This window comes from Pseudomonas sp. EA_35y_Pfl2_R111, assembly GCF_963970955.1.
Classification (GTDB): Bacteria; Pseudomonadota; Gammaproteobacteria; order Pseudomonadales; family Pseudomonadaceae; genus Aquipseudomonas.
The window spans coordinates 291,837-314,073 of sequence record NZ_CAXAOM010000002.1; the positions used below are offsets into that span (position 1 = coordinate 291,837).

General features: G+C 60.6%; 18 protein-coding genes and 3 pseudogenes. 6 read left to right on the forward strand and 15 right to left on the reverse strand.

Going from position 1 to position 22,237, the window contains the following annotated elements; translation table 11 throughout:
- Positions 1 to 25: 25 nt before the first annotated feature.
- The 3 genes from AACY25_RS09920 to AACY25_RS09930 form a co-directional block, all read right to left on the reverse strand.
- Complete coding sequence (locus AACY25_RS09920; protein WP_339524223.1) at positions 26 to 1,210, reverse strand: thiolase family protein; 1,185 nt, start codon at positions 1,208 to 1,210, stop codon at positions 26 to 28.
- A gap of 121 nt (positions 1,211 to 1,331) precedes the next feature.
- Complete coding sequence (pap, locus tag AACY25_RS09925) at positions 1,332 to 2,819, reverse strand: polyphosphate:AMP phosphotransferase (protein WP_339524225.1); 1,488 nt, start codon at positions 2,817 to 2,819, stop codon at positions 1,332 to 1,334.
- A gap of 74 nt (positions 2,820 to 2,893) precedes the next feature.
- Positions 2,894 to 3,202, reverse strand: coding sequence for a class I SAM-dependent methyltransferase (locus AACY25_RS09930; protein ID WP_339524227.1), 309 nt, complete (start codon positions 3,200 to 3,202; stop codon positions 2,894 to 2,896).
- Positions 3,203 to 3,746: 544 nt separating this feature from the next.
- Here AACY25_RS09930 and AACY25_RS09935 point away from each other — a divergent pair.
- Both AACY25_RS09935 and AACY25_RS09940 read left to right on the forward strand, forming a co-directional pair.
- Positions 3,747 to 4,691, forward strand: coding sequence for a triacylglycerol lipase (locus tag AACY25_RS09935; RefSeq protein ID WP_339524229.1), 945 nt, complete (start codon positions 3,747 to 3,749; stop codon positions 4,689 to 4,691).
- A gap of 72 nt (positions 4,692 to 4,763) precedes the next feature.
- Positions 4,764 to 5,786 (forward strand): lipase secretion chaperone, encoded by a 1,023-nt coding sequence (locus AACY25_RS09940; RefSeq protein ID WP_339524231.1) that lies wholly within the window; start codon positions 4,764 to 4,766, stop codon positions 5,784 to 5,786.
- Positions 5,787 to 5,837: 51 nt separating this feature from the next.
- Here AACY25_RS09940 and AACY25_RS09945 read toward each other — a convergent pair whose 3' ends face one another.
- Together AACY25_RS09945 and AACY25_RS09950 are read right to left on the reverse strand one after the other, a co-directional pair.
- Positions 5,838 to 6,272, reverse strand: coding sequence for a DoxX family protein (locus AACY25_RS09945; protein ID WP_304863699.1), 435 nt, complete (start codon positions 6,270 to 6,272; stop codon positions 5,838 to 5,840).
- 126 nt (positions 6,273 to 6,398) lie between these two features.
- Positions 6,399 to 7,784: a transglycosylase SLT domain-containing protein gene (locus tag AACY25_RS09950; protein WP_339410999.1), complete on the reverse strand. Its 1,386-nt coding sequence runs from the start codon at positions 7,782 to 7,784 to the stop codon at positions 6,399 to 6,401.
- A gap of 235 nt (positions 7,785 to 8,019) precedes the next feature.
- Between AACY25_RS09950 and AACY25_RS09955 the strand changes: the two genes are divergently transcribed.
- The 3 genes and pseudogenes from AACY25_RS09955 to AACY25_RS21000 all read left to right on the forward strand — a co-directional run bounded on the left by AACY25_RS09955 (position 8,020) and on the right by AACY25_RS21000 (position 10,413).
- Complete coding sequence (locus tag AACY25_RS09955; RefSeq protein WP_339524233.1) at positions 8,020 to 8,838, forward strand: TatD family hydrolase; 819 nt, start codon at positions 8,020 to 8,022, stop codon at positions 8,836 to 8,838.
- 543 nt (positions 8,839 to 9,381) lie between these two features.
- Positions 9,382 to 9,543: pseudogene (locus AACY25_RS20995) on the forward strand (HAMP domain-containing protein); the annotation flags it as partial.
- A 114-nt stretch (positions 9,544 to 9,657) separates the two neighbouring features.
- Complete coding sequence (locus AACY25_RS21000) at positions 9,658 to 10,413, forward strand: methyl-accepting chemotaxis protein (RefSeq protein ID WP_445262147.1); 756 nt, start codon at positions 9,658 to 9,660, stop codon at positions 10,411 to 10,413.
- Positions 10,414 to 10,429: 16 nt separating this feature from the next.
- Here the strand turns inward: AACY25_RS21000 and AACY25_RS09965 are convergent, their stop codons facing one another.
- The 9 genes and pseudogenes from AACY25_RS09965 to AACY25_RS10000 all read right to left on the reverse strand — a co-directional run bounded on the left by AACY25_RS09965 (position 10,430) and on the right by AACY25_RS10000 (position 19,192).
- Positions 10,430 to 11,227, reverse strand: a complete 798-nt coding sequence (locus AACY25_RS09965) for an acyl-CoA thioesterase (RefSeq protein WP_339524237.1) — start codon at positions 11,225 to 11,227, stop codon at positions 10,430 to 10,432.
- Positions 11,228 to 11,334: 107 nt separating this feature from the next.
- Entirely contained in the window at positions 11,335 to 12,108 is a 774-nt protein-coding gene (locus AACY25_RS09970; protein ID WP_339524239.1) for a CHAD domain-containing protein, read from the reverse strand.
- A 74-nt stretch (positions 12,109 to 12,182) separates the two neighbouring features.
- Positions 12,183 to 14,177 carry a transglutaminase TgpA family protein gene (locus AACY25_RS09975; protein ID WP_339524241.1) on the reverse strand — a complete coding sequence of 665 codons (1,995 nt, stop codon included), beginning with the start codon at positions 14,175 to 14,177 and terminating at the stop codon, positions 12,183 to 12,185.
- Positions 14,174 to 15,130, reverse strand: a complete 957-nt coding sequence (locus AACY25_RS09980; RefSeq protein ID WP_339524243.1) for a DUF58 domain-containing protein — start codon at positions 15,128 to 15,130, stop codon at positions 14,174 to 14,176. Before AACY25_RS09980 ends, AACY25_RS09975 begins: the two co-directional genes overlap by 4 nt.
- The gene (locus AACY25_RS09985) at positions 15,127 to 16,044 is read right to left on the reverse strand and encodes an AAA family ATPase (RefSeq protein ID WP_339524245.1); all 918 of its coding nucleotides are present in this window, start codon (positions 16,042 to 16,044) and stop codon (positions 15,127 to 15,129) included. The genes AACY25_RS09980 and AACY25_RS09985 overlap by 4 nt, the downstream gene beginning before the upstream one ends.
- A gap of 243 nt (positions 16,045 to 16,287) precedes the next feature.
- Positions 16,288 to 16,699 (reverse strand): annotated as a pseudogene (locus AACY25_RS21005) (methyl-accepting chemotaxis protein); the annotation flags it as partial.
- Between the two features lie 315 nt (positions 16,700 to 17,014).
- Positions 17,015 to 18,187 (reverse strand): annotated as a pseudogene (locus AACY25_RS21010) (HAMP domain-containing protein); the annotation flags it as partial.
- A gap of 118 nt (positions 18,188 to 18,305) precedes the next feature.
- Positions 18,306 to 18,914, reverse strand: a complete 609-nt coding sequence (locus AACY25_RS09995; protein WP_339524247.1) for a flavin reductase family protein — start codon at positions 18,912 to 18,914, stop codon at positions 18,306 to 18,308.
- Positions 18,914 to 19,192, reverse strand: a complete 279-nt coding sequence (locus tag AACY25_RS10000) for a hypothetical protein (RefSeq protein WP_339410981.1) — start codon at positions 19,190 to 19,192, stop codon at positions 18,914 to 18,916. Before AACY25_RS10000 ends, AACY25_RS09995 begins: the two co-directional genes overlap by 1 nt.
- A 246-nt stretch (positions 19,193 to 19,438) precedes the next feature.
- Between AACY25_RS10000 and AACY25_RS10005 the strand changes: the two genes are divergently transcribed.
- On the forward strand, positions 19,439 to 20,464 hold the full coding sequence (locus tag AACY25_RS10005) for a patatin-like phospholipase family protein (RefSeq protein WP_339524249.1): 1,026 nt from the start codon (positions 19,439 to 19,441) through the stop codon (positions 20,462 to 20,464).
- A 72-nt stretch (positions 20,465 to 20,536) separates the two neighbouring features.
- Here AACY25_RS10005 and AACY25_RS10010 read toward each other — a convergent pair whose 3' ends face one another.
- Positions 20,537 to 22,078, reverse strand: a complete 1,542-nt coding sequence (locus AACY25_RS10010; protein WP_339524250.1) for a YdgA family protein — start codon at positions 22,076 to 22,078, stop codon at positions 20,537 to 20,539.
- Between the last annotated feature and the right edge of the window lie 159 nt (positions 22,079 to 22,237).

Genomic DNA, 22,237 nt, shown 5'->3' on the forward strand with positions numbered 1-22,237 from the left:
TTGGCTGTGGTTTACCGAAGCCTGATCAGCGTACTGCTTCAAACAATCCGGTAGCGCCCATGCCGCCGCCCACACACATGGTGACGATGCCGTATCTCAAGTTGCGACGCTGCAGTTCACGCACCAAGTGACCAACCTGGCGCGAGCCGGTCATGCCGAACGGGTGACCGATGGAAATCGAGCCGCCATTGACGTTGTACTTGGCGTTGTCGATTTCTAGACGATCACGGGCATACAGGCACTGCGAAGCAAAGGCTTCGTTGAGTTCCCACAGGTCGATATCGGCAACACTCAGGCCCTTGGCCTTGAGTAACTTGGGCACCGAGAACACCGGGCCGATGCCCATCTCGTCCGGTTCGCAGCCGGCGACGGTAAAACCGCGGAAGAATGCCAGCGGCTTGAGGCCCAGCTCGATGGCTTTCTCCAGGCTCATGACCAAGGTCATGGATGCGCCGTCGGAAAGCTGCGAAGCGTTGCCGGCAGTAACCGAACCATCGTCCGCAAACACCGGTTTGAGTGCAGCCAGGCTTTCTAACGTGGTGTCAGCACGGTTGCAGTCATCACGATCAACCACACCCTCAACGATGCTCTTCTCGCCGGTGGCTTTGTCTTCAACTTGATACTTGACCTGCATCGGTGCGATTTCATCGTCGAACAGGCCTTCGGCCTGCGCCCGCGCGGTGCGCTGCTGGCTTTGCAGGGCGTAGGCGTCCTGGGCTTCGCGACTGACGTTGTAACGGCGGGCGACGATCTCAGCGGTCTGCCCCATGGGGTAATAGATACCCGGTACATCTTTTTGCAGGATGGGGTTGAACAGGTTGTCGGTATTCATGCTTTTCAGAGTCATGGTGATCGACTCGACGCCGCCAGCCACGACCACATCGCTGCAGCCGGATGCCACTTGGTTGGCGGCAATCGCGATGGCCTGCAAGCCCGAGGAGCAGAAACGGTTGAGGGTCATGCCGGCCACGTTGGTGCCCAGACCGGACAACACCGCCACGTTGCGACCGATGTTCATGCCCTGGGCGCCTTCATTGGAGCCTGCACCGACGATGCAGTCATCCACCAACGCTGGATCGATACCGGTACGCGCCAGCAGTGCATTGACGCAATGAGCCGCCATGTCGTCTGGACGGGTCAGATTGAACTTGCCACGGAAGGACTTGGCCAAACCAGTCCGTACGCTGTCAACGATCACCACTTCACGCATGTCGCACCTCATTGTTATTGGGTTGAGTTGCCAACAAGAATAAAGCCGGACAATCTCACTCAGCGATGATCATTCATCAGCCGTATGCGCGACCATCCTGTTACACATGTCAAACAGTTACTCAGTCTTTGCCGAACGCGGCCTCCAGGGCCTCATTGATGGTGCGCAGCACCTTGATCCGGGCAAAGCGTTTGTCATTGGCTTCCACTAGCGTCCAAGGCGCAATTTGCGTGCTGGTGCGGTCAACCATATCGCCCACCGCATCGCGGTACAGCGGCCACTTGTCGCGGTTGCGCCAGTCTTCTTCGGTGATTTTGAAGCGTTTAAAGGGGATCTGCTCGCGCGCCTTGAAACGCTCCAGCTGGGTCTGCTGATCGATCGACAACCAGAACTTCACCAGCACCACGCCGGCTTCGCTGAGCTGCTCTTCGAAATCATTGATCTCGCCATAAGCGCGCAGCCAGTCGCCGGGACCGCAGAAGCCCTCAACCCGCTCCACCAGCACCCGGCCATACCAGGAGCGATCAAACACGGTGAATTTGCCACGCGGTGGAATGTGCCGCCAGAAGCGCCACAGATAGGGCTGCGCGCGCTCCTCTTCGGTCGGCGCGGCAACCGGAACGATGCGGTACTGGCGCGGATCAAGCGCACCGATCACCCGGCGAATCGCCCCGCCCTTGCCTGCCGCATCATTGCCCTCGAATACCGCAACCAGAGAATGACGACGCATGCGTTTATCGCGCATCAGGCTGGACAGTCGCGCCTGCTCAACCACCAATTGTTCGTTGTAGCTGTCCTTGTCCAAGGCCTGGGTCATGTCCAGGCTGTCAATCAAGCCACGCTCATCCAGACTGGAGGTCAGCGGCGCGGCATGCGGGTGTGGTAACGGCCGGCTCTGCGTCTTCAGCGCGGCTTGCAGGCCCTCGAGCAGAATGCGCCCGACCGTCAGACTGCGGTAATGCTCATCGACGCCTTCAACGACATACCAGGGCGCGTAATCGCGACTGGTACGGCGCAACACACGCTCACCCACGCGCACGAATTTGTCGTAGGTTTTCGACTGTTGCCAGTCCAGCGGACTTATCCGCCAGCTGTGCAGCGGATCATCCTGCAGCGATTTAAGACGCGCTTTCATCTGCTGTTTGGACAGATGAAACCAGAACTTGAAGATTAGTGTGCCTTCGTCGCAGAGCATGCGCTCCAGGCCCAGGGTGGTGTCGATAGCCTGGTCGAGCACGGCGTTCTTGATCCGCCCGTGCACTCGCCCCTGCAGCATCTGGCTGTACCAGTTGCCGAAGAAGATACCGATACGCCCCTTGGGCGGCAGTTGCCGCCAGTAGCGCCAGGCCGGCGGTCGCGCCAATTCCTCGTCGGTTTGCTGGTCGAAGGTGTTGACCTGAATCAGCCGCGCGTCCATCCACTCGTTGAGCAGTTTGACCGTCTCGCCCTTGCCCGCACCTTCAATGCCATTGATCAGGACAAGCACGGCAAAACGCCCTTGCTGCTGCAACTCGTACTGCGCCTCCAGCAGCGCTTCGCGCAGCGCTGGCGCCTCAGCCTCAAAGGTCTCTTTATCAATGCTGCGGCCGATCTCGGCGGATTCGAACATAGCCCACTCCCTGACAATATCGTTTGAGCCTAGCGGATCGGCACTGGCTTTGGCCAAGCCGTTGTGCGGTTCGCTCAACGCCGGGTGATCAGTCCCTGCTTGGCCACGCGCGTTAGCTGGCGCACGGTCTCTTCCAACTGCGCGGTCGTTGGTGCCTGGATCACCGCCATATCGAAGTGATTACTGGCAAAGCGCGCCAGGGATTCGCCGTCATGCACAAAGTTGATCAGGAAGGTACGCGGCCCTGGCCAGCGCTTGGGCCAGCCGTCGAGGTAGCGCAACAGGGTCGGCTGATGGCTGCCACCCAGGAGGATTTTTGGATTGTGCAGGGTCAGCCCGGATGTGATTGGGGCCAGGCGAATAAGCGGTTGGGGACAGTGCATCGATATGTCTCCGCCTCATTAAGTCCGCTGGGCAGCGGTGAGAGGCGACACCGAACCAGCGCTTTAGCGGAATTTCAAAGCATCCGAAGAGTGCTTCTCAGGGCGCTGCAATCAGCAGGTAACCCGGCGCCCCGCAAGTAGCTGTTTAAATCGGCGCATGGGTCGGCATCCTAGAGAAGCCCGCGCAAAGCTGTCAAGGCGCGAGTCTGCGGCCCTTCACAACCACCCCAACCTTTGACTGGTGGCATTACGATTCACTCGGCCAACCTGCCTTTTCACCTCGTGCATACAGGCAGCCGACCCGCTGTATGGGGCCTGTATCCGGCCGTGCGCCGTTTCACCCCGTAACAACCACACGCCAGCACGCAATTGCAGAGCTAAACACGTCTGCGCTACAGCGCCCGTGGCAGAGCCCTGCAAGCTGGTTTTGCCAGAATGGCATGCTTTCTGCCAATACCCCTGGGCTGATGTATACGCCACGGGATGGGCGTTTTGGCTGCAAGGAGTGCCTTGAACTGCCCGATAAACCCTAGCGAGAGCACCAATGAACAACAATAAAACCCTGCTCGCCCTTTGCCTGGGCGCCGGCTTGCTGGCTTCCGGCAACACCCACGCCTTCTGGTTCGGCTCCTCTGGCTACACCCAGACCAAATACCCAGTCGTACTGGCCCACGGCATGCTCGGCTTCGACAGCCTCCTTGGTGTCGATTACTGGTATGGCATCCCTGCAGCGCTTCGCCGCGACGGCGCCAGTGTGTACATCACTGAAGTCAGCCAGCTGAACACCTCGGAAGCACGCGGCGAAGAGCTGCTGGCCCAGGTGGAAGACATCGTCGCCATCAGCGGCAAGCCCAAGGTCAATCTGATTGGCCATAGCCATGGTGGGCCGACCATTCGCTATGTCGCCGCTGTCAGCCCCAACCTGATTGCTTCAGCCACCAGCGTCGGTGCGCCGCATAAAGGCTCGGCAACTGCCGACTTTATCCGTCAGGTGCCACCAGGCTCGGCCGGTGAAACCTTGCTGGCCGGCATCGTCAATGGCCTCGGCACGCTGATCAACTTCCTCTCCGGCAGTTCCAGCACCAGCCCGCAAAACGCGCTGGGCTCTCTGGAGTCACTCAACAGCCAGGGCGCGGCGCGCTTCAACGCCAAGTTCCCGCAGGGCATTCCGACCACCGCCTGCGGTGAAGGCGCCTACAGCGTGAATGGCGTGCGTTACTATTCCTGGAGCGGCACCAGCCCGGTGACCAATATCATCGATCCGAGCGACCTGCTGTTGGGCGCCACCGCGCTGACCTTCAAAGGCGAAGCCAACGATGGCCTGGTCGGCCGCTGCAGCTCGCGCATGGGCAAGGTGATCCGCGATAACTACCGGATGAACCACCTCGACGAGGTCAATCAGACCCTGGGCCTGACCAGCCTGTTCGAAACCGACCCGGTCACGGTCTATCGCCAGCATGCTAATCGCCTGAAAAACGACGGCCTGTAACAGCTTCGCCAGGGGCGCTTTTGCAGCCCCTGGCGCTTCTGCCCGTCGTGTCGTCCTGTCTGAAGAGTGCCTGTGAAAAAACTTCTGCTGCTGTGCCCGCCATTATTCGCCGTCTGCCTGGTTCTCGCGCTATACCTGCAACCCGTGGATATTCCCACGCAGGTTGGCGGCGATACGCCACAGCCGGTACAACGCATTGACACGTCGTCGGCCATACAAGAGCAAAACAGCGCAAATATTAAGGCAGAACCATTGCAAACCCTGCCTGCCTCATTCGACGGCACCAAGGTGGATGGGATCTTTCGCCTGGATGCCAATGGCAATCTGCTGATCAGCGAAGACATCCGGCGGATCTTCGATTATTTCCTTGCCGCAGCCGGTGAAGAACCACTGCGTACCAGCGTCGAGCGACTGCGCGCCTATATCGCCGCGCAGCTGCCGGCCAATGCCCGCGAACAGGCTCTGGCCCTGCTCAATCAATACATCGACTACAAGCGTGAGCTGGTGCTGCTTGAGCGCGACTTGCCGCAAATGGCCAATCTGGATGCCTTGCGTCAACGCGAGGCAGCCGTACAGGCGCTGCGCGCGCGGATTTTCGATAGCCAAACGCAGCAAGCTTTTTTTGCCCGTGAAGAGGCCTACAACCAGTTCACCCTGCAGCGCCTGGCGATTCTGCATAACAGCCAGCTGGACGATGCCGGCAAAGCCGCCGCCATCGACCAGCTGCGCGACAGCCTGCCCGCCGAGATGCAGGACACGGTGCTGCCGCAATTGCAGAACGAGCTTCGCCAGCAAACAGCGCAACTGCAGGCCGCCGGCGCAAAGCCGGAACAGATCCGCCAGCTGCGCCAGCAACTGGTCGGTGCAGAAGCGACCCAGCGCCTCGAAGTGCTCGATCAGCAGCGGCAAACCTGGAAAAAACGCATCGCCCAATACAGCACGGAAAAAGCCGCCATCGAAAACAATCCCGGCATGAGCGCCAGCGACAAACGCGCGGCCATCGCCCAACTGGCCGCAGAGAACTTCGATGAGCGCGAACAACTGCGCCTGGAAGCCGCCGAACAGCTGGCGACGCAGAACAAGGCCAAACCCTGAAACGTAAAAAGCCCACCGAAGTGGGCTTTTTACTGGCTGCTGCAGAGTCGCTTAACCGGCGATGCGCTTGTCCAGCGACAGCTTGCCAGCACCTTCAATCAGGATCGCGACGCTGATCGCCAGCAGGGCCAGGGCAAACTCATAACCGTTGTTGCTCATAAAGAAGCCGTTGGCCAGGTGCACTGTAGCAATCGCCACCACCATGGTCAGCGCCAGCACGGCTGCAGCTGGGCGCGCCAGCAGACCGATGATCAAGGCAATACCACCAAAGAACTCGGCGCTACCGGCCATCAGTGCCAACAAGTAGCCCGGCGCCAGGCCGATGCTTTCCATCCACTGGCCTACGCCTTCCAGGCCGTAACCGCCAAACCAGCCAAACAGCTTCTGCGCGCCGTGGGCGGCAAAGGTGATGCCGGCGATGATGCGCAGCACGGTCAGGCCATAGCCAGCTTGAGTTGCAACAACAGATTTGATCAGAGCGTTCATGTGCAGCAGTCCTTGTAGTGGGGAGTTGATGGCGCGAAGATTAAACCAATTAACCAATAATTAAAGCGAATAAAATCGCTTTAAAATATCGAATAAATTAATTAATCGACATTCTCAACCTGCGCGCTAGGGCTCCAGCAGATAGCGCTCGCGGTCATAAGCAAGGTAGTACTTATTCACGCTATTCACATAGCTGACCACGCCCATGCCCATCTGCTCCATCGCCACCCGCTCCACCTGAAAGAACCACTGGTTGGGGTTCAGGCCGCGCCTGCGCGCTTCTGCCCGCAGGCTCTGGACTCGCTGCGGGCCCATGTTGTAACCGGCCAGAATAAAGGCCATGCGCTCGCGCTCGTTGAGCTGCGGGCTGTTGAAGTAATTGCGACGAATCATTGCCAGGTACTTGGCGCTGGCCTGCACATTGTTATCCAGCACGCCGATATTGCTCACGCCAACGCTGCGCGCGGCCGCCGGGGTGATCTGCATCAGCCCGGTGGCGCCACCGGCGCCGCGCGCAGCCGGGTTGAGGGTCGACTCCTTGAAGGCTACGGCAGCCAGGGCCAGCCAATCGAAATCATGCTGAGTGGCATAACGCTGCAGCACCGGACGAACCTTTTCCAGGCGCTGACGCTCGGTGCGGCCCAACGGGTAATGCACCTTGTACAGACGCCGGTAGACACGCTGGAAGGCCGCATCCTGATCCGCCGGGTCACGGTAACCTTTGAGAAAGCGGTCGATACTTGCGCCGAGCATTGGCGTGTCGCGCCGTATATACCAACGCATATCACCGTCACTGGCCAATTGCAGATGGCGGTCCAGACGGAGCTTGGGCATTACTTTCGACCAGCGCTCGGCAATCGGCTGTTCGACCGCTGTGACACTGAAGATGCCGGCCTGGACCATTTCCAGCACATCCTCGACCGCCAGAGTCGGATCAACCCACTCGACAATAATCGGCGAACGCTTGCTATCGATCAGCCGCTGGTTGACGGCCCTCACCGCATCACCTGCCACGCTACCCGCAGGCAAGGCCAAACTGCGCCCGGAGAGCTGTTCGAGGTTCTGGTAACGGCGGTTACCCTGTTTGGCGACGATGATCAGCGGCACATTGCTGCGGATCGCTGCGCTGGCGCTGAGGTTGCTAGCGCGTGGCATATTCAGCAGCTCACCGGGGGCGACCAGATCACCTTCACCGCGCTGCAAGGCAGCTAGTAGTTGATCCTTAGCCCTGGGAATAACTTTCAGTTTAAGGGTACGCCCATCGCGCGAATTGCGGTTGAGGTACTGCTCGAAGGCGCGCATGCGCTGGTACTCGACGCCAATGCTCTGGCCTTTGACCTCACCCGAACTATTGCGGCTCTGGTTGACCAGCACGCGCAACTCACCACTGCTGCGAATGCTCGCCAGGTCGCGGGCGGCCTTGGGCTGCTCGACTTCCAGCGGACCAGCCACGCGCGCCACCGCTGCGCAGGGCAGCAGCAATAGGCAGCAGGTGAGCAGCACTCGCAACATCAAGGCTCCAGGGCAGAATCGACCGATAGATCAGTGCAGCGGCTCGTCTGAACAGGCTGCATACAGGACAACTGACCCCTCGCGCGGGGCGCGGAGGTTCGCACAGCCCGCCTACGGATGCCAGCCAGCAATCACACTCAACATCACGTATAGGCTTTAACTAGCTGTATTTATTGACTTTTAATCTATTAAAAAAGCTCTGCTATGCTGCTCAATCAATTCAGCAGGTAGCACCATGCAACTCATCGACATCGGCGTCAATCTGACTCACCCAAGCTTTGCCGAACAACGCGAAGCACTCCTCGCTCGCGCTTATGCAGCGGGTATCCAGCAAATGCTGCTGACCGGCACCAGCCTGACGGAAAGTGAGCACGCCCTGGAGCTGTGCCGGCAGCTGGATGACAACGCCGAGCATCTGTTCAGCACGGCCGGCATTCACCCCCACGACGCCAGCAGCTGGAACAGCGACAGCCATGCGCAGCTCAAGGCCCTGCTGGCCGATCCCAGGGTGCGCGCGGTGGGCGAATGCGGGCTGGACTTCAATCGCGACTTCTCACCGAGGCCGCAACAAGAGCAGGTGCTGGAGCAGCAGTTGGCTCTGGCGGTAGAGCTGCAACTCCCGGTGTTCCTGCATGAGCGCGATGCCGACGAGCGCCTGCTGGCGATCCTGCGGCATTTCCGCGACCAGCTGCCGGCGGCCGTAGTTCACTGCTTTACCGGGGAAAAGCGCGCGCTGTTCAACTACCTGGATATGGACCTGCATATCGGCATTACCGGCTGGATCTGCGATGAGCGCCGCGGTAGCCATCTGCATCCATTGGTCAAGGAAATCCCCCGTGGCCGCCTGATGCTGGAAAGCGATGCGCCATTCCTGCTACCGCGCAGCCTGCGGCCGAAACCGAAGAGCGGCCGTAACGAGCCGGCCTTTCTGGTTGAGGTGTTGCGTGAAGTGGCGCTGCACCGCGCTGAAACCGAACAGGTACTGGCTGCCCATACCAGCGCTACGGCCCAGGCCTTCTTCAACTTGCCTGCATTCACGGGCGCGGCCAGCTAATTAGTTCAATTAGCGCAGTGCGGTTGATAAGGATCAATAGATCCCCTGTGAGGCTGAGCGACACTACTGGCACTTTGCCAACTCTTCACCTCACACAGAGACACCTGCATGGGCCATTGGATCAGCGATCTTTCCCTGAAGTACAAATTCTGGGCCGTAAATGCCGTAGCTTTCTTTACTACGCTGCTGCTGGTGCTCTATGCGCTACACCTGGAACAACAGGGGCACTACGCCGCCGCCAAGCAGGCTGTGCAGCAGCAGGCACGCTTATTAAGCCAATGGCCGCAGGAGCGGGCCTTGCCGAAGGTTGGCAATCTGCTGAGCTTTACCAGCGGGCAGACGCCACGCCTACCGGATAATCAGGGAAGCGCCCTGGCCAACGCACGCGGCTGGGTCGATTTAAATGGCAGCGATGGGCTAATCGGCGCCGAAGTCATAGTCCGTGAAGACGGTCAGCGCCTGGCCATCACCGCTTCGGCGCCAAGTCTGACCGAGGTATTTTTCGACCGAGCGCCAAGCTATGCCTTGGTCGTCGCGCTGTTGATGCTGCTGTTGCTAGCGGCCTCGCAATTGTTGATTCGCTTTCTGCTCAGCCATCTCAACACGCTCAAGGATGTGATGCTGCAGGTAGAGAAGAGCGGTGACCTCAGCGCCCGCGTACCGCTTGACTGCAAAGATGAAGTTGGCCAGATGGCCAGCGCCTTCAACGCCATGCAGGCCGGTTATCAACGCGTAGTCGGCGTCGTCGCGCAGTCGGCGGCGCAGCTGGATGAGGGTGCCGAACGCCTGGCTGGCAATATGCGGGATGTGCGCAAGGGCATGCTCGAACAGCAGAGCGAAACCGAACAGGCGGCCACGGCGATCAACGAAATGTCCGCCACCGTGCACCATATTGCCGAGCACACGGCCGACACCCGCGATCAGTCAAAAAACGCCGAGCACCTTGCGCACAGCGGCCAACAGGCGGTCAACCGCGTGAGTCTGTCGATTTCCGGGCTGTCCAGTGGCGTGCAGCAAACCGCACAGATGATCGAACAGCTGGCGGTCGACAGCCAGAAGATCGGCGGCGTGGTCAGTGAGATTCACGGCATCGCCGAGCAGACCAACCTGCTTGCGTTGAACGCAGCGATTGAAGCCGCCCGCGCCGGTGAGATGGGCCGCGGTTTTGCCGTGGTCGCCGATGAAGTGCGCAACCTGGCCAAGCGTGTGCAGGAGTCCACCGACGTCATCACCCAGATGATCAACACCCTGCAAAGCGGCACCCGCGATGCCGTGGATTTTATGCAGGACAGCTCGATCAAGGCCGATGAGTGCGTCAAGCAGGCCGGTGAAGCCGGCCAGGCGCTGGCGGCCATCACCGAATCCGTGGCACTTATGCGCGAAAGTAATACGCAGATCGCCGTGGCGGCCGAACAGCAGAGCCAGGTGGCCGAAGAGATGAACCGCGCGGTGATCCGCATCCGCGATGTGACCGAACAGACCGTCGGCCAGACTGGTCAGTCGGCGACTACCAGTACCGACTTAGCGAACTTGGCTGGCGAGCTGAACAAGGCGATTCGCCAGCTCAAGCTATAGAGCTGGCGCAGGACGTTTAACCGAACACAGCCACTGTCTGCCGACTGATCGCCAGCAACTCACCGCTCGGCGACCACAGCGCCGCTGCAACATGGCCGTAGCCATCACGGGCGTGTTCGATCTGCGCGCGGTACAGGCACCAGTCCAGGGTACTCAGCGCGCTCATCGGCTGGACGAACTCGATGGTCCAGGTCAGCGAGCTGCCCGGCGCCGGCGCACTCAGGTGTGGCAATACCGCAGGTGGCCAGGCATCAACCAAGGCCAGCAGGTGGGCTTCATTGGCCGGCTCGGCGCTGCCTTGATCACGCAGGCGCACCCAGCCGCCCATTTCGCGTGACGGATTGTTGGTAAAAGGCATGCCGCCAAACGCCCAGCGCATGGCCAGAAAACGCGTGAATTCCGGGGTAACGTCGGGGATATACGGTAGCTCCTGGCAATCCTCCACCGCCTTGGCTTGCGGCGCGGGATCGGCCTGTACCGCGATGCGCGACTCGCGCCCGGCACCAAAGCTGCCCTGCACCAGGGTCACCACCTGTCCGTCCTGTATCGCACGGCCGAGTACCTGGCTGACGGCCTTGCCTTCGCGCAGCACGTCCACTTCAAAACTCACCGGCACATCTGGCGCGGCAGGGCCGACAAAGGTAATCGCCAGAGAGCGCGGCGGTCGTCCGCTAGGGACTTGAGCACGCATAGCCTCGTACACTAACGCAGCCACCAGGCCACCAAAACTGGCGCGGCCCTGCCCCCACTGCGCGGGAATCAGCACCGCCTGAGGGTTGTCGCGCACCGCCTGGAGTAATTCGGAAAAGCCCATAACCACCTCGAACACTGAAGATGCGGGTGATCTTAGGGCAAAGGCGACTATGGATGACACGACATTTCGGCCAAACAAGCCGAAGGTACAACGACTTTTCAGCCAACTCAGCCGCTGTTGCGAGCAAAACCTGCGGTCAATCCCTGCAGGGCTAGGTCGGCCTGCTGTTCGGCACGCTGCATCGCTTCACGCCACGTTGGCACGCATGCCTGCAAATCCGCTTCGGCTTCCGCGCGCAGCAGCCACTGCCAATGGTCATGCCAATCGCCCAGCGCTGACTGCGCCTGTTTCAGCTGCACGCCCGTGCGCCCGGACAAGTCGGCCAGCTGCGGATAGGCCTCGGCGGCATAACGTAGGCGCTTGACCAGCAAGCGCAGGCGGTGACGGTCATGGGCGGGATCAAGCAGCGCTTGCACCAGATGTTTACGGTCCTTGCGCAAGCGTCGCCTGATCAACTTGTGCAGGCCACATAGTTGCCCATTGTTGGCAGCCTGGCGCCACTGCTGCGGCCAGTCATCCAGCGCGCTCAGCAGTTGTGCCAACGGCGCACTGTCCAACAGCTGCAGGTAGCCCTGCTGCAAAAGAGGCAGGCGCGATTGCGCGGCGCTATCGAGCCCTTGCTGTTGCAGATAGCCCTGCAGCACCTCAAGGTCGCGCAGCGGACCGGTCAAGCGGCCCAACTCGACCGCACGCTGCTGCAAGTCCTCACAGACTGCGACCGAGGACAGCGGCCGCAGCAGGCTGCGCAATTGGCGCAAGGCGATGCGCAGATCGTGCAGAGCCTCATCGTCGGTGCCCGCTCGCAAACGTTCACGACAGGCAAACAAACGCATCTGTATGCGCAGTACGTGTCGCGGCACCTCATCAATCAAGCCTTGCATCGCCTCACTCCTGTGAAATCGCTCCCCAGCTTATGCGCTTATTGGTTAGCCACAAGTGGCCAATGGTCGCGGTACTAGGGTTCCAAGCGAGTAAGCCGCCAAGGTAGCGCACGTTTAAGGGCCTTTAGATGCTGACGTAACTGCGCAACAGAAGGTTCTTGCCCGGCATAACGCTGCACTTCGAAGGTCGCCGCAAAATTGGCAATCGCCCCAGCCTGGGCTGGCATCTGCCGAGCTGCTCGCGCGGCGTAGTCACGCGGCCCTTCGCCGGGCTTGCGTGGCACGCCATGACGCGCCAGCAGGCCCTCGAAACGGCGGAACAAGCGCTGCTGCACATCGCGCTCACGCTGCCAGGGCTTAAACAGCCAGAGCGACAGCAAACCGAGCAGCAACGCCCCACCACCCACCAGGCCAATCACCAGCGACTGCGCATCCACGCGGCCCAGCCAACGCTGAAGAAACGCCAGCTGCTGCTGGCTCTGGTAGCCCAGCACCCAGCGTTGCCAGCCGTAATTGATATTGTCCCAGGCCAGGCGCATCTCATTCAGCCAGATAAGATTGCGGTAGCGCAGTGGGGAGAAGAGCGAGTCCTCCAAAAAACTCTGTTCATCTGCAAGCGCCTCCTCCAGGCCCATCTCTATCCGTTCGGGCGCCACCTGGAAGGTCGGGTCGACACTGACCCAGCCCTGCCCCTCTTGCCAATACTCAACCCAGGCATGGGCATCGAACTGGCGCACCTGCACGTAGTTGCCCGCCGGGTTGTATTCACCGCCCTGATAACCGGCCACTACCCTCGCAGGAATACCTGCGGCACGCAGCACATACGTCATGGCCCCGGCATAGTGGGCGCAGAAACCTCTACGAGTCGCGAACAGAAAGTCATCGATATTGTTTAACCCCAACCTTGACGGGCGCAGGGTGTAGGTAAAGGGTTCGCGATTGAAATGACTGAGCAGCGCCTGCACTAACTGCTTGGGCTGCGGATGCTCGCGCTTAAGTTGTTCGGCCCAGGCGCGACTGCGCGGTTCGCCTTGATCCGGCAACTGCAAAGCACGGCGCTTGGCTGCCTGGGGCAATTGCGGCTCGCGTAGCGCCTGCGGCCACGATGTAGCCTGATAGATCAGTGACCGGTCTACGGGCTGGCGCCGCTGCAGACGGAAATCGCTCATCTGCCGGGTCTGCTCCAGCGAAGTTTGCGCTACGTCCAGGGCAAACAGCCAACGCTGCCCACTGGGCTGCATCACGATGCTGTAGCTCAGCGCATCGCCTTGCTTCTGCCACTGCGCACCCGGGCCAAACTCGGCGTAATCAGACTGTGACCAACGCCGTCCATCGAAACGGTCTAGGGTCAGTGCGCGCCAATACAACTCACTGCGCGGCGGTGTCTCGCCGTTGAAACTGGCACGAAACGCCAGGGCAGCAGAGCGGCTCAGGTCGGCAATATCCGCCGGGGCCATGCTATCCGACAGGCCAGTGGTGGCCATGCCATTGGACACCGGCAACGACCACAACGGGCTCATGCGCGGAAAAAATACGAACAGCAGCAGCATCACCGGCAGCGCTTGCAGCAGCAAGCCGCCGGCCAGACGTGCGGTTGGCCAGGGCTGCTCGGCCAGGCTGCTCTGCTGCAGGCCAATCAACGCGGCGAGCAAGGCGGTAACTGGCAGCAAGCTGTAGAAGGCTATCAACATGCTGTCATCGAACAGATAGGCGGTAACCACTACAAAAAAGCCAAGAAAAATCAGCAATAAAGCATCACGCCGGCTGCGCATCTCCAGAAATTTAAGGATAAATGCAGCTATCAATAGCACTGTCCCAGCATCCAAACCGATCAAGCTGCCACGGGAAAGAAACACCCCAAGCGCCGCTACCAGCATCAATCCGCCCTTGGCCCAGGCATTCGGATAGCGCGCACGCATGCGGAAGATCTGAATGCGCCAGGCCGCACTGCCCAGCCACAGGCCGATGATCCACAGCGGTAAATGCGTCAGATGGGGAATGATCACCAGCACCTGCGCCACTAGCAGCCAAGTCAGGCTGATCCGTGGAATCGCGTTGACCCGACTCATGGCGCACGCCCGAATAACGCCAGGGCGCGCAGGCAGGCATCGCGGTGCAGCTCACCGCTATCAGCACCTAATACCTGGCCTGGCAGGCTCAGGGCAAACGGATGCTGCCGCTCCGACAACTGCAATACCCAGTGGCAAAGCAGCGACAGGCGGGTTTCGGCATCACCGGCCAATGCTTCGAAATCGAGGTACAGGTCACGCCCGGTAATCGAGGCAAAGTCCTTAACAAGCAAACCCTGGCCGCGGGAATAAGCTTTCCAGTGCAGCCGGCGTTTGGAATCACCCGGCTGGTAGGTCTTCAGCCCCTGATAATCATCCACTCCCTGGCCATGGGGCCGGCTGCCCTCCTCGTCCTGATCCTCGCTGACGCCAGCTGACAGCGGCAGATCACCGGGCAAAGGTCGTGGATAAACCAGCACGCGTTGGTCCAGATCGACCCAGCTCCAGGCCACCAGAATCCCCAATGGGAAACGGCTCTCGACGCGCAGACGCCCGGGGCGCAGCCAGCCGCGCTGCAGCGCAGGCAAATTTAACTGGCACTCGCTCACACCTTCGGCCGGCACATCCAGCGTCTGCAACTCGGCCGGAGGCCAACCCAGGCTGACGGCCTGATGGGGGCGCTGGCTGCTTTCCAGACGCACGCGAAAACCGGCGGGTTCGCCGACAAACACCGCCGGCGCACTGCCGGCCTTGAGGATCAACCCGGCCAGGTTGCGGTAGGTGTGCAGAATGGCCACGACGAACACCGAGGCCAGCAGAAAGGTCAGGCCGTAAGCCAGGCTGTTCTGGTAATTGATCGCGGCAAGCAGCATCAACAGCAGCGCCAGCATAAAGGCTGCGCCGACCCGACTGGGGATGATAAAGATCCGCCGCTGGTTCAGCCGCACGCTGGCAGCAGCCGGAATACGCCGGGCCAGCCAGCGGTTCCAGCGAGGTCTGAGCTGGGCGATCAAAGCGCCGGCACCTCACGCAGCAACCACTGCACCAGGCTGCCCGCGCCATGCCCGGCCGGATCTGCGCGCTCGCGCAGGCGATGGCCGACCACCGAAGGCAACACGGCCTGCACATCTTCCGGAATCACATAATCACGCCCGGCAAGGAAGGCCCAGGCCCGCGCCGCCGCCAGCAGCGCCAGGCTGGCCCGTGGCGACAGGCCCCAGGCGAATTGCGGCTGGGTGCGGGTGGCATCGACCAGGCGCAGCACATAGTCGATCAAGGCATCACTGGCGCGCACTTTGGGAATTTCCGCCTGCACCAGCGCCAGTTCAGCGTGATCCAGCAGCGCTGGCAGAGTGGGCAGCAAGGAGCGCCGCGAGTCGCCCAACAGCAAGGCTTTTTCTGCGGCCTTGCCGGGGTAGCCGAGCGACAGGCGCATCAGAAAGCGGTCCAGTTGAGACTCGGGCAAGGCGAAGGTGCCGCCCTGGCTGACCGGGTTCTGCGTGGCGATTACAAAGAAGGGTTCGGGCAGCGGCCGAGTTGCACCTTCGATGGTCACCTGGCCCTCTTCCATGGCTTCAAGCAGCGCACTCTGGCTTTTCGGCGTGGCGCGGTTGATCTCGTCGGCCAGCACCAGCTCGGCGAAAATCGGCCCTGGGTGGAAGATAAATTGCCCGGTGTCCTTGTCGAACACCGAGGTGCCGAGAATGTCGCCGGGCAGCAGATCGGAGGTGAACTGAATGCGCTGAAAGCTTAAGCCCAACACCTTGGCCAGAGCGTGACTGAGGGTGGTTTTACCCATACCGGGCAAATCCTCGATCAGCAAATGACCGCGCGCCAGCAGACAGGTCATGGCCAGGCGAACCTGCGGTTCCTTGCCCAGTACCACCTGATTGATCGATTCCAGGCAGGCATCTAATTTCGTGCGCATCGCTCACTCCTTATGCAAGTGGATCGATGCTACTGGGCCGCACGGGGTCGGCAAAGAGCAAAGTAACCTTTGCTCACGAATCTTTTGCCTCAGCTGCGACATACATCGCAGGCACTCACAGCCGAAAGCGCCCAGCCATACCCTGCAGCTCGCGGCCCAGTTCGGCCAGTTGAATACTGGAGCTGGCGGACTCTTCCATGGCCAGCGCGGACTGATCGGCGATATCGCGAATCGAGGTAACGCTGCGGCTGATCTCCTCCGCCACCGCTGTCTGCTGTTCGGCGGCCGCGGCAATCTGCTGATTCATCTCGGAAATCTGGCTTACTGCAGCGGCGATTTGCGCCAACGCACCTTCGGTCTGGTTGGCATCCGCTACTGTTTGCGTCACCAGAACATCACTCTGATGCATATCCGCCACGGAGCGCCTCGTGCCCTCGCGCAGGGTAGCGATCAACCCTTCGATTTCCGCCGTGGACTGCTGAGTGCGCCGCGCCAGCGCGCGCACCTCATCAGCCACCACGGCAAAACCGCGGCCCTGCTCGCCTGCCCGCGCCGCCTCGATAGCTGCATTGAGTGCCAGCAGATTGGTCTGCTCGGCAACGCTCTTGATGACATCCAGCACCGAATCGATGCGCTGGGTATCCTGGCTGAGCCGCTCAATGCTCTGGGTAGTGGTTTGCATAGCACTGGCCAACTGGTTGATCCGGCCAATGGTCTGCTGCACCACGGCCACGCCGCTGCTGACCCGGCGATCGGCCTGCTCGGTGGAAGACGCTGCCGCCTCGGCATTGCGCGCCACCTCGTGCACGGTGGCAGTCATTTCGCTCATCGCGGTGGCGACCTGGTCGGTTTCCACCTTCTGCCCATTCACCCCTAGACGCGTTTGCTCGGTACTGGCTGACAGCGACTGTGCGGACGCGGAAATCTGCAGCACCCCGCTCTGCAGGCGCCCGACCATCTCACGCAAGTTGCTGGACATAACCTGCATGGCCGTTTGCAGCTGACCGATTTCGTCGTCACGCTGCACCTCAATGTGTGCGCTGAGATCACCATCGGCAATGCGCCGCGCCTGTTCGATAACCTGCTTCAACGGCCGAACGATCAACAGCGTAATAGTCAGCGTCGCCAGCAGACCGATCAGCAACGCCAACACCGTGGCTAGCACAATCAGCCCGGTGCTGGCCTGCAGCTGCCCATACAGGCTGGCTTTCTGGCGTCCGTAAGCTTGATCGACCAGGCTGAGGATGCGTTCGGCCTGTTGCACCAAGCTCTGGTATTCGCGCTTTTGCTGCTGCAACAATCCGGTGTACTCGTTAAGCCGGTCATTGAAGGAGTTGACGTTGCCGATCACCTCAGCCAGCACCGCCGCATAGCCGGGGTCCTGCATGGCATCGCGCAGCTCACCGGCTAACGCCTGGGCGTCGACGGCTTCCTGAATACGGGTTGAAGTCGCTTCGCCACTGCTGCGACTCTGCTCTAGCAGCACGCGGGCCTGATCCAGCGCACGTAGCAGTAACTGATGCACCTGACTGATTTGCCCAGCCTGCAGCACGGACTCACCGCCCTGCTGACCCTGGCTGCTCTTGAGCAGATCAACGCCGTCTTCAGCCAGACCGTCCTTGAGCAAGTCGAGGCTGTTCGATGCGCTGACTACCAGCCAGGTAGCGGCCTCCAGCGACAGGTGCATATTGTCGCTTTGCTCGACATAGCGATCAAAGGCAGCGCGATAGGCCATCATGGCCTCGGCCACCTGATCCAGCCCGGCCCGCTCCGCGTCCGGCAACAGCGCCTGCAATGCAGCACTGGCGTCGAGAATCTGCTGCGCCCGCTCATGCAGCCGAGTCGCGTGCTGCTTGTCGCCGCTGAGGACGAAATCCTGCTCGCTGCGGCGGATCTGCATGACCTGGCTATTGATCGCGCTCATGCGCTCCAGCAGGGTCGAGCGTGCACTCACATCGCGCAGCGCAAGGAACCCAGTGGCCGCCACCAGCGCCGTAAGCGCCAGAACAATGCCAAAGCCCAAAGCCAGTTTGCTCGCTGTGCTCAAACTGGCCACCCGCCGCTGCACCACAGTCCACATAGCGCCTCCTACCGAATGGCCACAAGACAGCCCTGCGCTGTCTGCATTCAAGATTGGCAACATAGGAGCACAGCCATGCTGGCGACAAGCCAGCAGGCTGGTGCATGGTGCTAATAGCTAAACGGAGGTCGCTTTTGCACCGATTCGTGCGGCTAGGCGTGGCCGCAGGCAGCCACGCGCATCAGCCAGGGCGGCGCATCTCAAAGGTATCGCGGGTACGGCTATAGGCCATGCCGCCCAGACGCCCGACCAGATCGAGCTTGTGCGCATCGATACGGCCCTGCTCATTGAGCACCGCATCGTCGATATGCGCCAACAGCACCTCGGCGAAGATTAGATGGCAGTTGGGTTTTTCTGCGGGGTAAGCCTGGATCTGCGCCAGCCTGCACTCAAAAGCCACCGCAGCTCCAGCGACCCGTGGCGGCGCTACCCGCTGCGAAGGCAGGCTGGCGATACCGCACTGTTCGAACTCGCTGATGCCGTAAGGCAGGACTGCCGCGCTGGCATTCATCGCCTCGGCTTGGGCGAAGGAAACCAACTGAATCACCAGTTCGCCACTGCCCTGTACATTCAGCAGGGTGTCCTTGAGGCCACCATCAGCGCGGTGGTTGACGTTGACCATCAGGGTCGGCGGGTCATCGCTGATCACCTGGAAGAAGCTGAAAGGCGCCAGATTGCTGACCCCCTCGGCCGACAAGCTGGAAACCCAGGCAATCGGTCGAGGGGTAATGGTCGATGCCAGCCAACGGTAGCGTTCGAGCGGTTCGAGTGCGTTGAAATCCAGTTGCATCAGCGGCCTGCTCGCGACTCACGGATATAGAAACGCGCGCGCTCGGATTTTGCCGTGCAGCCCTTGTAAGCCTCGAACTGCTGCTGGGTTTTCGCCGCCGTCATCAGCGACACCGCCTTGGAATAACTCACCGTGCCAGCAAAGCCCTCGGCCTTCGCCAGGTCCAGCTCACGCCAGGCAGCATCCAGCTGATTGGCACAACTGTTGCGATAGGTGGTTTTTCCCGCACAACCGCTCAGCACCAACAGCAACATGGGCAACACGATCCACAGTTTCATCAGGTAACTCCTGCAAATAAACAGACAAATGACTCGGCATCACAACGCATCGCCGTCAATATTCACGATGCTTCGATGCTGCCAGTATGACGCGTAGAACAGAGAAAAGTGCCGGCACCGCTGTAACCGCTCTAGCAAGCCACTGCGCATATGCTCGACTGCGCAGGATTACTGACAAGTCGCGCCTTGGCGGCACGCAGCACGGCGCGTATGTTCGCTGCATTGATAGTGACGAGGAAGCTCAGAATGAGTAAGCGCATTGCGCTGGTATTGGGCTCCGGTGGTGCGCGTGGTTATGCGCACATCGGTGTGATCGAGGAATTGGAAGCCCGTGGTTATGAAATCGCCTGCATTGCCGGCTGCTCCATGGGCGCGGTGGTCGGCGGGATTTACGCCGCTGGCAAGCTCAACGAGTACCGCGAATGGACCCAGAGCCTAGACTATCTGGACGTACTGCGCCTGCTCGATGTGAGCTTTCGCCTGGGGGCGATTCGTGGGGAAAAGGTCTTCGGCAAAATTCGCGAAATCGTTGGCGAGATCAATATCGAAGAGCTGCCGATCCCCTTCACCGCAGTAGCCACCGACCTGACCAACCAGCAGGAAATCTGGTTCCAGGAAGGCTGCCTGCACCAGGCCATGCGCGCCTCAGCGGCAATTCCCAGCTTGTTTACCCCGGTGGTGCAAGGCAAGCGCATGCTGGTCGATGGCGGTTTGCTCAACCCATTGCCCATCGTTCCGGTGGTGTCTGCGCACTGCGATCTGATTGTCGCGGTCAACCTAAACTCGGCCCATCAGCAGCACTACGAACTGCCTATCATCGAGCGCGCACCGGCGCTCAAGGGACGTTTCGATCTTCTGATGACTTCACTCGGCTCACGCCTACCCTCGTTCAAACGTAAACCCGGCGAAGACGACGAGCTACTTCTATTGGAAGATCACAGCAGCCCACTGCAACCTGAAGCCATCAACCCCTGGCAACAGAACGCCCGGGGCAGCCTGGATAAAGCCGCCGCACCGAAATCCGCCAGCGGCTCGCGAGTCGCCGACCTCAGCGGTCCCGCCTCGCTGCTGGAGCTGATCAACCAGAGCTTCGAGGTGATGCAAACGTCTCTGGCGCAGTACAAGATCGCCGGCTACCCGCCGGACATCCTGATCAACGTGCCCAAGCGGGTGTGCCGTTTCTTCGAGTTCTACAAGGCGCCGGAACTGATCATGCTCGGTCGGCAGATCGCCAGCGATACGCTGGATAAGTACGAGCGCGGTGATCGTTAGGCACCAACAAAAACGGCCAGATGCCCTATAGGTCATCTGGCCGCATTGGCTGCGCCGTTTACGCCAAAGACGTTACTGCACGGTACTTTGACCCTCGCTTTCGTACAGCGCTTCATCGGCCGGGGCTTCATGGCCCATGCCAGCCAGACCGCCGCCACTGCTCATGGCCAGCGCCACGAACTGGTCTACGGTCATCTGCTTGCCGTTGAAGGTCACCTGATCGTTGGCATAGTGCAGGCTGGAGCTGATGTCCTCGCCCTGCAGCACGGCCAGTTCGCTGGCCAGCGCCATACCGCTGGCCATTTCACTCAACATAGTCGCCTGCTGGGCAATCACTTCCTTGTCGATTTCACCGGCAATCGTGGCCTGAACGCCGACCACATCACCGATCATGGCTTTGGATACCAGCAATTTGGCATCCAACTGGGCGATCAGTTGTTTGGTCAGTTCTGGCGCTGGCAGATCGAAAGACACCGGTTTGTCCAAATCCAGCGCCAGGCTGAAGCTGCTCTCGCCGTTGGCGGTCTTGAACGCGAGTTTTTCCAGGGCCATACCCGGTTTGCCAGCCAGCAGCTTTTCCAGATATTTCTTGAACAGCGCAGTCTGCTCGTCGGTCAGTTCCGGCATACCGCTTTCACTGTCGACCTTACCGCTCTGCAGCAGCGTGCCGTACAGCTCGATCATCGACTGCAGAGCCACCGCGTCGAGGTTCTTCACGGTCCAGAGCATCTGCGAGGAACCGATGTCATTACCCTGGTAGCTGATCATGCCGACGTCATAGCTGTAACGCGCCGACAGCTGCTGGTTGGCTTCGCTGGTTTCATCGCGCTGGACGATATCCTTGAACAGGATTGGCGCGCTCTCGCCAATCTGCAGCTCGATCTGCTGCAGACGCACCTCGTTCTGCCCCAGGTAGAAATCGCTGATGCCCTTGCGGGTGTTGCTGGTGAGGTCCATGCCCTTGAACTCAAGGCGCATGCTTTCATCGGTAGACAGGGTTGAGGTGACCTTGAAGCTGTCCATCACGCCGCTGGCGCTGATCTTCTCGACATTCGCGCTGCTGTCGAAGTCAATCTCCAGGCCGCTGAAATCGATCTGGGTCTGATCATCCAGCGTCATCTGCAACGGTTGCACACGCAGGTTACCGCTCAGCGAACGGTCATAACCGAGGCTGACCTGACCCTGCAGCGGCGCACCGCCCTGGCTGCCGGCGAACCACTTCTCCAGCTCCGGGCTGCGTTCCAGCGCATAGTTGCTGGTGGCCATAACGGGCAGCAGCTTGAGGGTTTTCAATCGCGAAAGCGGGAATGGCCCATGTTCGATGCGATCGGTGACGAACCACTCGAAGTTGCTCGGCGATTCGCCATCCAGGCTGCCGGCAAACTGAATGCGGTAGCGCGCGTTGCTGCTGAACAGCTGACGCTCCAGGGAAACCAGCTCGATGGTGGCGCTGAGGCCCAGTGCCGGCAGGGTTTTGCCCATATCCTGGTTGGCTTGCTGAATCGAGGTTTCCAGCACCGCTGGAAGCTGCTGACCGGTATACCAGGCGCCTGCGGTGCTCAATGCGCCGAGAACGACAACTACCCCAAGGGCGCTGCCTGCAATTTTCTTCATGGTTAATCCTGCGTGTCCGCTACGTGTGTGGGGTCTTCCCTGCTGCCGCCTGCCACTGCTGGGCGTGCTTGCGGCCTAAGGCGCGGCGTTGGGCTTGCGACCAACGCCTGGCTGCGGCAGCCGATAGGCGCCGCGAAGCGCAGCAAGGCTACCACTGCG

Excerpts from the sequence above, each read along its gene's own strand:
- AACY25_RS10010 (WP_339524250.1), bottom strand. The coding sequence starts at position 22,078 with ATGAAGAAAATTGCAGGCAGCGCCCTTGGGGTAGTTGTCGTTCTCGGC.
- AACY25_RS09950 (WP_339410999.1), bottom strand. The coding sequence starts at position 7,784 with ATGTTGCGAGTGCTGCTCACCTGCTGCCTATTGCTGCTGCCCTGCGCA.
- AACY25_RS09945 (WP_304863699.1), bottom strand. The coding sequence starts at position 6,272 with ATGAACGCTCTGATCAAATCTGTTGTTGCAACTCAAGCTGGCTATGGC.
- pap (WP_339524225.1), bottom strand. The coding sequence starts at position 2,819 with ATGTTCGAATCCGCCGAGATCGGCCGCAGCATTGATAAAGAGACCTTT.
- AACY25_RS10000 (WP_339410981.1), bottom strand. The coding sequence starts at position 19,192 with ATGAAACTGTGGATCGTGTTGCCCATGTTGCTGTTGGTGCTGAGCGGT.
- AACY25_RS10005 (WP_339524249.1), top strand. The coding sequence starts at position 19,439 with ATGAGTAAGCGCATTGCGCTGGTATTGGGCTCCGGTGGTGCGCGTGGT.
- AACY25_RS09930 (WP_339524227.1), bottom strand. The coding sequence starts at position 3,202 with ATGCACTGTCCCCAACCGCTTATTCGCCTGGCCCCAATCACATCCGGG.
- AACY25_RS09995 (WP_339524247.1), bottom strand. The coding sequence starts at position 18,914 with ATGCAACTGGATTTCAACGCACTCGAACCGCTCGAACGCTACCGTTGG.
- AACY25_RS09985 (WP_339524245.1), bottom strand. The coding sequence starts at position 16,044 with ATGCGCACGAAATTAGATGCCTGCCTGGAATCGATCAATCAGGTGGTA.
- AACY25_RS09965 (WP_339524237.1), bottom strand. The coding sequence starts at position 11,227 with ATGGGCTTTTCCGAATTACTCCAGGCGGTGCGCGACAACCCTCAGGCG.
- AACY25_RS09935 (WP_339524229.1), top strand. The coding sequence starts at position 3,747 with ATGAACAACAATAAAACCCTGCTCGCCCTTTGCCTGGGCGCCGGCTTG.
- AACY25_RS09975 (WP_339524241.1), bottom strand. The coding sequence starts at position 14,177 with ATGAGTCGGGTCAACGCGATTCCACGGATCAGCCTGACTTGGCTGCTA.
- AACY25_RS21000 (WP_445262147.1), top strand. The coding sequence starts at position 9,658 with ATGCTCGAACAGCAGAGCGAAACCGAACAGGCGGCCACGGCGATCAAC.
- AACY25_RS09970 (WP_339524239.1), bottom strand. The coding sequence starts at position 12,108 with ATGCAAGGCTTGATTGATGAGGTGCCGCGACACGTACTGCGCATACAG.
- AACY25_RS09955 (WP_339524233.1), top strand. The coding sequence starts at position 8,020 with ATGCAACTCATCGACATCGGCGTCAATCTGACTCACCCAAGCTTTGCC.
- AACY25_RS09920 (WP_339524223.1), bottom strand. The coding sequence starts at position 1,210 with ATGCGTGAAGTGGTGATCGTTGACAGCGTACGGACTGGTTTGGCCAAG.